Raw genomic sequence first — 11247 nt, 5'->3', positions numbered from 1 at the left:
CGATCCACGCGATACGTTCGCTGAGGCGGTCGAATTCTGCCATAGACACTCAGAACTCGTCCGCCTCATCCTCTAACTTAACGCGACCCTCGGTGGCGGCCGTGGATTTATCCGTCGCGCCCTGTTAGCTTCACACACATATGGGCTTCGGCAGCTACGACGAGTCCGAACAGGAGAATCAGGACCTGGACGCGGACTTCGACGACGACGACGGTGTCCGGGCTGCCCAGGAGAGCCACCAGGGGTCCGTCGACTACGAGCCCGGCGCCTCGAACGACGAGCTTCTCGACCGACTCCAGGAGATCAAATCCGAGGACGCGTGAGTGGACCCGCCGAGCCGTACGCTCGGCGTCGCCTTCTCTGACGACCGCAACGTGAGCCACGCGGCCGGCGCCGTCGTTCGCGTCGACGGGACGCCGGACGGCTTCGCGTTCGCGACCTGTACCGTCGGCGGAACCGACGCGACCGACGCGGTCATCGACTGCTGGCGCGCGCTCGACCGCGAGGACGTCCGCCACGTCGCCTGCGCCGGCGTCGCGCCCGCGTGGTTCAACCTCCTCGACCTCGACCGACTCCGCGAGGCGCTCGACCGCCCCGTCTACGCCGTGAGCTACGAGGCGAGCCCCGGGCTCGAACCGGCGCTCCGCGACGCGTTCGACGGCGACGCGCTCGCCGAACGCCTCGACACCTACCGGTCGCTGCCGCCGCGGATCCGCGTCGATCCCCCGGAGTCCGGCGATCCCCGCTTCGTCCGCGCGGTCGGCGTCGACCCCGAGGACGCCGCCGCGGCCGTCAGGGGGCTTACCCGCGACGGCGAGCGGCGCTGCGAGCCGCTCCGGATCGCGGCGCTGGCCGCGAGCGCGCACCGCGAGGCGGCGACGGGGGAGTGACCGCTCCGAGGCGACCGACGCTACTTAGACGACCGCGCCCGGAGCCGGTGGTATGAGCGAACACGGCGGCGACGGCGCCGGCCTCGACGAGAACCTGTGCGTTCCGGCCTGCGAGCGGTGCCCGGAACTGGTCGAGTCTCGGAGCCGGATCGTCGACGGGATCGGCCCGACCGACGCGGACCTGCTGTTCGTCGGCGAGGGGCCGGGCGCCACCGAGGACGAGGAGGGCGAGCCGTTCGTCGGGCGCTCGGGAGACGTCCTCGACGAGGCCCTGCGGGACGCGGGGCTCGCCCGCGCCGACGTGCGGATCACGAACTGCGTGCGGTGTCGCCCGCCCGACAACCGCGACCCGACGACCGAGGAGCTGTCGAACTGCCGGGGCCACCTCGAAGCGGAGATCGACCGCCTCGACCCGGCGCTGATCGTGACGCTCGGGAAAGTCCCGAGCGAACACCTCCTCGACCGCTCGGTGGCGATCACTTCCGAGTCGGGCGATGTCGTCGACGCCCGCCTCGCCGGCGAGTCCCGACGACTCTTACTCTCCGTCCACCCGGCCGCGACGCTGTACGACCGGAGCCAGCGCGACGGCTTCTTCGAGACGATCGTTCGGGCGGCCGAGCTGAGCGGCGTCGGAGAACGGGACGAGAAAGGCGGGGACGGCCAGTCGCGGCTCGGCGAGTTCTGAGCGGCGTCAGTTCCGGTCGGACCGGTCGCCGACGCCGAGCCACTTCTTCGCGTCGAACAGGCCGCGGATCGCCTCGACGAGTCCCTTCCCCTCGTGCTCGCCGGGCCGGAGCCGGGCGCGGATGCGCGAGGAGATCAGCTCGATGCCGAGGACGACGATGAACACCATCACCAGCCCCGCGGCGGTCTGCTGGAACTCGAAGAGGTCCTGGCTGTTCCGGATCATCAGCCCGAGGCCGCCGGCGCCGACGACGCCGAGCGAGATGGCGATCCGGGTGTTGATCTCGAGGATGTACAGCGTCCACGCGATGAACGAGCGCGACACCTGGCTCAGCATGCCGAAGCTCACGGTCTGGGTGCCCGACGCGCCGGTCGACCGGATCGCCTCGATCGGCCCCTCCTCGATCTCCTCGAGGTCGTCGGTGAACAGGCGGCCGAGGTTCCCGATGCTGTCGGTCGCGATCGCGAGCACCGCGGTGACCTGTCCCGGCGGCCCGATGGGGATGTACAGGAAGATCCAGACGATGGCGGGGATGGCGCGGATGCCGCTGAGGGTGCCCCGGAAGATGAAGTTGAGGGGGAACGGCGTGACGCGCTCGCTCCCGAGGACGCCGAGGACGAGCGCGAACGGGAAGGCGAACACGGTGCCCATGAAGCCGAGGAGGAGCGTCACGAGGCTCGCCTTCACCAGCGACTGCCGCGACGACTGGAAGCTCTCGATGATGTGTGCGCCGCCGTCGCTGAAGCTCGCGGGGATCGCTTGGAGCCCGCTGATCCCCTGGTCTTTGGTGTAGATCGTGAAGTTCTGGAAGTCCGGCGGGAAGAAGCCGGTCGAGATGAACTCGTACATCCCCGGGAGCCGCCCGGCGACGACGCTCGACTGGAAGCCGATGAAGCCGAGCCCCCAGTAGGTGACGCCGAGGACCGCGGCGAGCAGCACGCCCCACAGCAGGTACTTGAGCCGGCGGAGCCGTTCGAGCGCGCGGAACTGGTCGTCGATCGCCGAGTCCGGCGAGCTCACGCCCGCTCACCTCCGTCGGCGGTGGCGTCGGTCTCGCCCAGCTCCTCGCTCGTCGTGCCGGTCGGGACGGTCTCGCCGCCCTGCGCCTCGCCGTAGTAGATCCGGTCCATCTCGTCCATAGTGAGGTCGTCGGCGTCGCCGTCGAAGATCACCTCGCCGTCGCGGATGCCGAGGAACCGGTCCCCGAACTCGCGGGCGATGTTCACCTGGTGGAGGCTGGTGACCGTGGTGAGGTCCTGCTCGGTCGCCGCCTTCTTCAGGTAGCGCATCACGTCGCGGGCGGCCTTCGGGTCGAGGCTGGCGACCGGCTCGTCGGCGAGGACGATCTCGGGGTTCTGGACCAGCGCGCGGGCGATCCCGACGCGCTGTTTCTGGCCCCCGCTCATCGACTCGGCGCGCTGGCCGGCCTCGTCGAGGAGCCCGACCGTCTGGAGGGCCTCCAGGGCGGTCCGCTTGTCCTCGTCGTCGTGCATCCCGAGAGCGCTCCGGAGGAGGCCGTTCCGCGAGAGCGCCCCCGACAGGGCGTTGCCGAACGCGGTCTTGCTCTCGATGAGGTAGTGTTCCTGGAACACCATTCCGACCCCGCTGCGGTTCCCTTGGAGCTCCTCGCCGCCGATGCGAACGGACCCCTCGGTGGGTTGCGTGAGCCCGTTCAACACCCGCAGCATCGTCGACTTGCCGGCACCGGAGGGACCGAGGAGGATGACGAACTCCCCCTCGTCGATGGTGAACGACACGTCGTCGAGGGCGACGGTGTCCTCGTCGTATATCTTGCTGACGTCTTCGAATTCGATCGTTGGCATGAGGTGTGAGTTTGTCCGAGAACGGACCGATCGCGTGAAAAACGATCCGAAGTGGGGATCGAACGGGGCCTACTGGTTGAAGATGTCAGTTCCGACGCCGAGCTCGTCGGCGACGTCGATGACGGACTGGTAGTCCTCCTGGTCCGCCTCGCGGACGCGGCTGAACCAGAGGTCGTCTCCGGTGCCGTCCTCGCCGTCGGCGCCGTAGTAGATGCTGTCCGGACCCTCCAGGAACGCCTCCTGGATGGCGCTTTTCACGTCGTCGTCGAGCTCGGGCGAGACCACGATCGGTGCGCGCGGGAGCCCCTCGTCCTCGTGGAGGGTAGTCGCGACCTCCTGCCACTCGTCCGGCGTGGGGCCGGTCTTCGTGTCGCGGACGAAGCCGCCCATCGCGGCCGCGTCGACCTGGCCCTGTTCGAGGAGGGTGTACGAGCCGACGTGGCCGCCGGCGAAGCGGGCGTCGAACTCGGCCTGCGAGCCGTTGCCCTCGGGGAGCTCGCCGACGTCGAGGCCGCCCTGGCTCGACATGCTGTACAGCGGGTACAGCGCGCCGCTGGTGGAGAGCCGGTCGGAGAACGCGACCGTCTTCCCGGAGAGGTCGGACAGCTCGGTGATGTCGCTGTCGTTCGGCGTCGCGATGATGCTCTTGTACGTCCAGCCGCCGTAGCCGTACCGCTGGAGGATGACCTCCGCGTTGCCGGTCTTCACGCCGAGCGCGGCTGCGAACGGCCCGGTCTCGGCGATGTCCAGCGTTCCCTGGCCGAGAGACTGGATGATGGCGCTGTAGTTGCTTCCGATGGTCCCCTCGACGCTGAGGTCGCTGGGGACATCGTAGTTCTCCCGGAGGTAGCTCCCGATGTGCTCTTCGAGCGGGGAGTACTGTACGTTGAGGTCCTCCTGCGGGACGGACGGAGAGATGCCGAAGTCGACCGTGCCGTCGCCGCCGAACGTCATCTCCGGTTCGCTGTCCGACCCGTCGGAGCCGTCGGAGCCGTCGGACCCGTCGGACCCGTCGGAGCCGTCGCCGCCGTCCGAACCATCGGAGCCGTCCCCGCCGCCGCTACAGCCGGCGAGTCCAACGATACTTGCTGCGCCCGCGACCTTGAGGAATTGGCGTCGTCGCTCCATGAGGAGTACATATTGGCGTTCTACTGATCTATCAAAAGTGTTGCTGTTCAAATATACGGACAGGTATATACTGCTCTGTAATGGATCCCGGATGGAAACTGACTTCCACGCAGGTGATGTATCGGAGACATGGACGAATCACCAACGGATCGAGAGGTGTCCGTCGCCCTCGTCGACTACGGGCTCGGAAACCTCCGGTCCGCGACCCGCGGGCTGGAACGCGCGGGCGCATCCGTCGAGATAACGGACGACCCCGCGGCGTTCGCGGCCGCCGACGGCGTCGTCCTCCCGGGCGTCGGCGCGTTCCGCGAGGGGATGGAGAACGCCGGCCCCCTGCGCGAGGCGCTGACCGACCACGCAGAGGCGGGCCGCCCCCTCTTCGGGATCTGTCTCGGGATGCAGATGCTCCTCACCACGAGCGAGGAGGCCGACCACGAGGGCGAAGGCGAGGTGACGGGCCTCGATCTGGTCCCCGGCACCAACGTCCGCTTCGACGTGGACCGGAAGGTGCCCCACATGGGATGGAACGAGCTCGATGTCTCGCGCGACCACCCGATCGTCGAGGGGGTCGACGGGGAGCACGCCTACTTCGTCCACTCCTACTACGCCGCGCCGGACGACGCAGACGCGGTCGTCGCCACCGCCGACTACGGCGTCGACTTCCCGGCGGTCGTCGCCAACGAGGCCGGCAACGTGTTCGGCACGCAGTTCCACCCCGAGAAGAGCGGCGAGACGGGGCTGAAGATCCTGCGGAACTTCGTCGACTACTGCGCGGAGCAGTAGCGACGTTACCTTTTACAGCGCGTCGTACGGGCCGGGCTTGGCCGCGGTCAGGCGCTCGACATGCTCGTCGGAGAGGTCGATCGTCGCGGCCGCGAGGTTCTCGCGGAGCTGGTCGACGGTCCGAGCGCCGACGATGGGCGCGGTGACGCCGTCGCGGTGCGCGAGCCACGCGAGCGCGGTCTGCGCGGGCGAGGCGTCGACCTCGTCGGCCACGGCGTCGAGCTCGTCGTGGACGTCGAAGTTCTCCTCGGTGAGGTACGCCTCCTGGAACCGGCTCGACTCGGCGGCCTTCGAGTCGTCTGGCAGGTCGGCGTCGCGGTCGTACTTCCCGGTCAGGAAGCCCTGTCCGAGCGGGCTCCACGGGGAGACGGCGAGGTTGCGCTGGCGCGCGAACTCGAGGTAGTCCCCCTCGACCTCCCGGTCGACGAGGTTGTAGCGCGGCTGGAGCACCTTGAACGGCTCCCACCCCTCGCTGCGGGCGATCTCGTTGGCGCGGGCGACCTTCCACGCGTTCGGGCGGAGCGTCGAGGCGCCGAGGTAGTGGACCTTGCCGGACTCGACGAGCCCGTTCAGGGTCTTCATCAGCTCCCGGGCGGGCGTCTCGTCGTCCCAGCGGTGGATGTAGAGGACGTCGATGTAGTCGGTGTCGAGCCGGTCGAGCAGGGCGTCGACGCGGTGGCGGACGTTCTTGCGGTTCGTGCCGCGGCTGTTCGGGTCGCCGTCGCGGATCTGCCAGTACACCTTCGAGGCGACCGTGTAGCGCTCGCGGTCGCGCTCGGCGAGCCAGTCGCCGATCCAGCGCTCGCAGTCGCCGCCGCCGTACACGTCGGCGGTGTCGATGTACCGTCCGCCGGCGGTCTCGTAGGCGTCGAGCAGCTCGTGGGCGCGCTCCTCGTCGATTTCGACGTTCCCCGCCTCGGTCACGCGGCCGAACCGCCACGTGCCGAACTGGAGTTCGCTCGTCCGCAGGCCGGTTCGGCCGAGCGGCACGGTTCCCAGATCGATCTCGTCGAGTTCGGGCGTCATCGTCGCACGGTTGTCCCGGTCGACGCAAAAAGCCTCAGCAACCGGATGCGGTGTGTGAACGCTCGCCTATCGCCGAGAACGGGAGCGGGGGCGGCGGCTACTCGCAGGTCACGGCGAAGTCCCCCTCCGCCGCGGTCGCGGTGCACACCGGACAGCCGGACTCGAGTATCGTCTCCCGCATCGCGTCGTTGACCTCGATGGTCTGCTCGCAGTCCGGACAGGTGAAGTGAACGGTGGTCAACGGCTTTCCTCTCGTCTTCCCCGGACGCGGGCTGCGGACATAAATGGACGGTTCCCGGACCGCGGCCGGTGAGCGAGCGGCGGCCCGGTCACTCCGTCCGCGGCACCGCGTACGCCCCGACCGCGAGGAAGACGGCGGCGAGCGCGGTCAACACGAAGAGGTCGCCGGCCCACGCCCCGCCCTCGAAGGTGATGGCGCGGGTCCCCCGCGCGAAGTACGTCAGCGGCGAGGCCGCGACCGCGGGCAGGAACCACTCGGGCAGCAGCGACGGCGTGACGAACGTCTCCGAGAGGAACAGGAGGGGGAGCGCCACCGTGTTGCTCGCGGCGATCACGCCGTCCTGCGAGTCCGCGAGCGCGCCGAGGACGGCGCCGAGCCCGCAGAACAGCGCGACCGCGACCGCGACGAAGACCGGGAGGGCGGCGAGCGCGGGCGAGACGATCAGGGTCGCGTCGGTCACCGCCAGCACGAGCCCGAGGATGAGCAGGCTCGCGGCGCCGATGATCCCGACGTTGACGAGCGTGTGCGCGAGCAGCCACTCGGCGCGGGAGAGCGGCGTGGTCGCCAGCTTCTCGAACCGCCCGCCGTCGCGGTGGCGCGCGATCTCGGAGCCGACCCGCGACAGCGGCGTGAACAGGACGACGACCGCGAGGTAGCCCGGGATGTAGTAGCCCGCGGGCTCCGCGAAGAGGCCGCCCCCTGTCGGCTGGGTCCGCACCAGCGCGCCGAAGATGACGACGAGGATGACCGGGAAGAAGAAGGTGAAGAACACCGCGGTCCGGCGGCGGGTGAACGAGCGCGCCGCCGCGACCGCCTCCGTCCGGATCCGGCCGAGGCGGGTCATCGGTCGCCTCCCTCAGAGGCGGTCTCGGTCGCCCCGCCACCGTCGGGGACCGTCTCGGCCGTCCCTCCCTCGCCGCCTCGACGCGCGTACTCTTCTCCGGTGAGCCGCAGGTAGACGTCCTCAAGCGACGGCTCCGACCACGAAAGGGAGTCGAAGGCGACGCCGGCGTCGTCGAGCGCGGCGACGGCGTCGCCGATCGCCTCGGGTCGCACGCCGCGCACCCGGAGGCCGTCGTCGGTCGCCTCGACGGTCGGCTCGCCGCCGAGTCGCTCTCGGACGCCCGCCGCGACGGTCTCGACTGTCGCCTCCGTCGTCGGGTCTGCGAGGGTCGCGTCCAGTCGGGGCGCGCCGCCGTGGTCGGCGACCAGCCGCTCCGGGGCGCCGCTCGCGACGACCCGCCCGTCGCGGAGCATGGCCACGCGGTCGGCGAGCCGCTCGACCTCGTCCATCGCGTGGCTCGTGAGGAAGACGGTGGTGCCGCCGGCCGCGAGCCGCTCGATCAGCCGGTGGATCGCCCGCCGGCCGGCGGGGTCGATCCCGGTCGTCGGCTCGTCGAGGAAGAGGAGGTCGGGGTCGTTGACGACGGCGGTCGCGACGCAGGTGCGGCGCTTCTGTCCCCCCGAGAGCGTCTCGTACCACGCGTCCGCGTCGTCGGCCATCCCCACGTCGTCGAGGACCGACTCGGTGTCCCGGGCCGCGTCGTAGAGCCCGCCGTAGTAGTCGACCAGCTCGCGGGCCGTGAGCCGCGCGGGCGGATCGAACGACTGCGGGAGCAGCCCGATCCGGCTCGGCTCGACGTCCCGCGGGGACTCGCCGAAGACGCGCAGGTCGCCCTCGGCCTCGGTGGTCCCCGTCAGCGCGCGCACGAGCGTCGTCTTCCCGGCGCCGTTCGGGCCGATGAGCCCGAACACCTCGCCCGCGGCGACGTCGAGGTCGACCCCGTCGAGCGCGTCGACGTCGCCGTACGACTTGCGAACCCCCTCGCCGACGACGACGGGGTCGCCGCCGGCGGCGTCGGGGGCGCTCGGGCCGGCTCCCTCGCCGGCCTCGGCGGGAGCCGCGCCCGGACCCGCTCCCTCGCCGGGCGCGTCGACCGCTGCGTCGGTCGCTGTCTCGTCCATGCGATCGGGTGCGGTCGCGGCGCGCGTAAGGGTTGCTTTTCGGTCGACTCGTCCCGCTCCGTTACGCATAAGCGACGCGCTCCCGACCCACGGCGTATGCACTACCACGAGGCGGCGGCGTTCCTCTTCGACCTCCGCCGCTTCTCGGTCAAGCCCGGCACGGAGCGGGTGGAGGCGCTCTTGGCGCACCTCGGCGACCCGCAGGACGAGGTCCCGTTCGTCCAGATAGCGGGGTCGAACGGGAAGGGCAGCGCGGCGCGGCTGACGGAGTCGATCCTCCGCGAGGCGGGGCTGTCGGTGGGGCTGTACACCTCGCCGCACCTCTCCGCGCTCTCGGAGCGGGTCCGCGTCGACGGCCGGGAGATGACCGAGGCCGCGATCGCCGACTTCGTCGACGAGGTGCGCCCGTGGCTGATCGACCGGGCGGCCGCCGGCGAGCCGCTCACCTTCTTCGAGGTCGTCACGGCGATGGGGATCCGGGAGTTCGCGCGGCGCGAGGTCGACGTCGCCGTCCTGGAGGTCGGCCTCGGCGGCGAGTACGACGCGACGAGCGCGGTCGACCCCGCCGCGACCGCCGTGACGAACGTCTCGCTCGAACACACCGCGGTCCTCGGCGACACGATCGCGGAGATCGCCCGCACCAAGTCCCGGATCGCCCGCCCCGACGCGCCGTTCGTCACCGCCTGCGAGGGCGAGGCGCTGGCGGTCGTGCGCGAGGTCGCGGGCGAGGCCGGCGCGCCGGTGACGCGGGTGACCGGCGACGGAGGGTCGGACGGCGACGAGTCAGACGGCGGCGAGCGCGACGCCGCCGACCCGCCCGCGTTCGCGGCGACCTACGAGGGCCGGGTCAGCGCCACCGACGCCGAGGTCTCGCTCGCCGGCGAGCGCGAGGGAACGTATCGGATCCCCCTCGTCGGCCGCCACCAGGCCGCGAACGCGGCGGTCGCCGTCGCGCTCGCGGACCGGACGGCGGCGGCGCTGGGGACCGATCTCCCCGACCGCGCCGTGCGCGACGGCCTCGCGCGGGCGACGTGGCCCGGCCGCTTCGAGGTGGTCGACACCGCGCCGCTGACCGTCCTCGACGGCGCGCACAATCCCGCGGCCGCCCGCACGCTCGCGGCGACGCTCGACGAGTACGACTACGACGACCTCCACCTCGTGTACGCCGCGATGCACGACAAGGACCACGCGGAGACGGCCGCGGCGCTCCCCGACGCCGCGACGGCGGTCACCTGTCGGCCCGCCATCGACCGCGCCGAGGACCCCGACGTGCTCGCGGCCGCCCTGCGGTCGGCGGGCGTCGACAGCGTGACGGCGGGCGACGACGTGGCGGACGCGCTCGCGACCGCGGTCGACCGCGCAGACCCGGACGACTGCGTGCTGCTCGTCGGCTCGCTGTTCGCGGTCGCGGAGGGCCGGGCTGCCCGGACGCGAACGGTCCGCGAACGCGCGGTCCGCGGCGCCGACGACGCGACGCACGCGCTCGACACGGCCGGCGTTCCGCCCGCGGGCGTCGCGACCCACCGGGACGGCGTCGACCACCGCGTCCTCACGCTCCGGCTGCGCGGCGACCGCGCGGAGCGCGTCGCGAGCGAGGCCCGAGCGGTCGGCGGCGACGCCGCGCTCGGCGGCCTCGGCGCGGACGAGGATCGTGGTGCCGGCGGCGAGCAGGTCCCGGTCACCGTCGCGGGGACGGTCGGCGAGCTCCGCACGCTCGTCGACCGCCTCGGGGCGGCCGACGCCGGCGGCCTCGGGGGCGTGGCGGCCGACCTCGCCGCGGCGGTCGGGATGGAAGAACAGGGGGACGCCGCAGCCCCCGATTTCCCGTGGACCGACCGCACCGCGGTGATGGGCGTGCTCAACGTGACGCCGGACTCCTTCCACGACGGCGGGCGCCACGCCGACCTCGACGACGCGGTCGCGGGCGTCGAGCGGATGGTCGACGCCGGGGTCGACATCGTCGACGTCGGCGGCGAGTCGACCCGCCCGGGCGCGGAGCCGGTCCCGGTCGAGGCGGAGATCGAGCGCGTCGTCCCCACTATCGAGGCGATCCAGTCGGTGTCCGCGGTCGAGTCGGGTGAGGTGCTGGTCTCGGTCGACACCCGGAAGCCGGCGGTCGCCGAGGCGGCGCTCGACGCGGGCGCGGACGTCATCAACGACGTGACGGGGCTGGAGGACCCCGAGATGCGCTCGGTCGTCGCGGAGGCGGACTGCCCGGTGATCGTGATGCACAGCCTCGACGCGCCGGTCGACCCGGACGCAGACCCCGAGTACGACGACGTGGTCGGCGAGGCCGTCGACGAGCTCCGCGAGCGGCTCGCACTGGCGGACACGGCCGGCATCGACCGCGACCGCGTCATCGTCGACCCCGGCCTCGGCTTCGGGAAGTCGCCGGCGGAGGACTTCGAGCTGCTCGCCCGCTGCGGTGAGTTCGCGGCGCTCGGCTGCCCGGTCCTCGTCGGCCACTCGCACAAGTCGCTGTACGGCGCGGTCGGGCGCGACGCCGACGACCGCGAGCACGCGACGGTCGCCGGCACCGCGCTCGCGGCCGACCGCGGCGCCGACATCGTCCGGGTCCACGACGTCGCCGAGAACCGCGCGGCGGTCGATGTCGCCGCCGCGGTGAACGGCGCGCTGCGCGACGACGACGGCGCGCTGCGCGATGGAGACGGCGAGGACGCGGAATGACTCGGGACCGGGCTCCGG

12 protein-coding genes are annotated in these 11247 nt (G+C 71.7%); 5 read left to right on the top strand and 7 right to left on the bottom strand.

Features of this window, described 5'->3' with window-relative positions; all coding sequences use genetic code 11:
- Positions 1-140 precede the first annotated feature (140 nt).
- From C470_RS07410 to C470_RS07400, 3 genes are read left to right on the top strand one after another with little or no spacing between them, the layout of a single operon-like run.
- Entirely contained in the window at positions 141-323 is a 183-nt protein-coding gene (locus C470_RS07410) for a DUF5786 family protein (protein WP_004598790.1), read from the top strand.
- Entirely contained in the window at positions 324-890 is a 567-nt protein-coding gene (locus C470_RS07405; RefSeq protein ID WP_008366357.1) for an endonuclease dU, read from the top strand.
- A 52-nt stretch (positions 891-942) separates the two neighbouring features.
- A complete protein-coding gene (locus C470_RS07400) occupies positions 943-1575 on the top strand; it encodes a uracil-DNA glycosylase (RefSeq protein WP_007344182.1) in 633 nt (210 codons plus the stop codon).
- Positions 1576-1581: 6 nt separating this feature from the next.
- On the opposite strand, the gene C470_RS07395 is transcribed toward C470_RS07400, so the two are convergent.
- The 3 genes from C470_RS07395 to C470_RS07385 all read right to left on the bottom strand — a co-directional run bounded on the left by C470_RS07395 (position 1582) and on the right by C470_RS07385 (position 4526).
- Positions 1582-2595, bottom strand: a complete 1014-nt coding sequence (locus tag C470_RS07395; RefSeq protein WP_007995117.1) for a PhnE/PtxC family ABC transporter permease — start codon at positions 2593-2595, stop codon at positions 1582-1584.
- Positions 2592-3398: a phosphonate ABC transporter ATP-binding protein gene (phnC, locus tag C470_RS07390; RefSeq protein WP_004598794.1), complete on the bottom strand. Its 807-nt coding sequence runs from the start codon at positions 3396-3398 to the stop codon at positions 2592-2594. The genes C470_RS07395 and phnC overlap by 4 nt, the downstream gene beginning before the upstream one ends.
- Positions 3399-3467: 69 nt before the next feature.
- Positions 3468-4526: a phosphate/phosphite/phosphonate ABC transporter substrate-binding protein gene (locus tag C470_RS07385; protein ID WP_008366355.1), complete on the bottom strand. Its 1059-nt coding sequence runs from the start codon at positions 4524-4526 to the stop codon at positions 3468-3470.
- Positions 4527-4655: 129 nt separating this feature from the next.
- On the opposite strand from C470_RS07385, the gene hisH reads away from it, so the two are divergent.
- Positions 4656-5309, top strand: coding sequence for an imidazole glycerol phosphate synthase subunit HisH (gene hisH, locus C470_RS07380; protein ID WP_049897744.1), 654 nt, complete (start codon positions 4656-4658; stop codon positions 5307-5309).
- A 12-nt stretch (positions 5310-5321) separates the two neighbouring features.
- Here the strand turns inward: hisH and C470_RS07375 are convergent, their stop codons facing one another.
- The 4 genes from C470_RS07375 to C470_RS07365 all read right to left on the bottom strand — a co-directional run bounded on the left by C470_RS07375 (position 5322) and on the right by C470_RS07365 (position 8541).
- On the bottom strand, positions 5322-6335 hold the full coding sequence (locus C470_RS07375) for an aldo/keto reductase (protein ID WP_008366353.1): 1014 nt from the start codon (positions 6333-6335) through the stop codon (positions 5322-5324).
- Positions 6336-6432: 97 nt separating this feature from the next.
- The gene (locus tag C470_RS15680; RefSeq protein WP_004598798.1) at positions 6433-6576 is read right to left on the bottom strand and encodes a DUF7560 family zinc ribbon protein; all 144 of its coding nucleotides are present in this window, start codon (positions 6574-6576) and stop codon (positions 6433-6435) included.
- 88 nt (positions 6577-6664) lie between these two features.
- Positions 6665-7420 carry an ABC transporter permease gene (locus C470_RS07370; protein ID WP_004598799.1) on the bottom strand — a complete coding sequence of 252 codons (756 nt, stop codon included), beginning with the start codon at positions 7418-7420 and terminating at the stop codon, positions 6665-6667.
- A complete protein-coding gene (locus tag C470_RS07365; protein ID WP_008366351.1) occupies positions 7417-8541 on the bottom strand; it encodes an ABC transporter ATP-binding protein in 1125 nt (374 codons plus the stop codon). Before C470_RS07365 ends, C470_RS07370 begins: the two co-directional genes overlap by 4 nt.
- A 96-nt stretch (positions 8542-8637) precedes the next feature.
- On the opposite strand from C470_RS07365, the gene folP reads away from it, so the two are divergent.
- Complete coding sequence (gene folP / locus C470_RS07360; protein ID WP_008366349.1) at positions 8638-11229, top strand: dihydropteroate synthase; 2592 nt, start codon at positions 8638-8640, stop codon at positions 11227-11229.
- The last annotated feature ends 18 nt before the right edge of the window (positions 11230-11247 follow it).

This window comes from Halorubrum distributum JCM 13561, assembly GCF_000337395.1.
Lineage (GTDB): Archaea > Halobacteriota > Halobacteria > Halobacteriales > Haloferacaceae > Halorubrum > Halorubrum distributum.
This window is presented reverse-complemented; position numbering and strand designations above follow the sequence as displayed.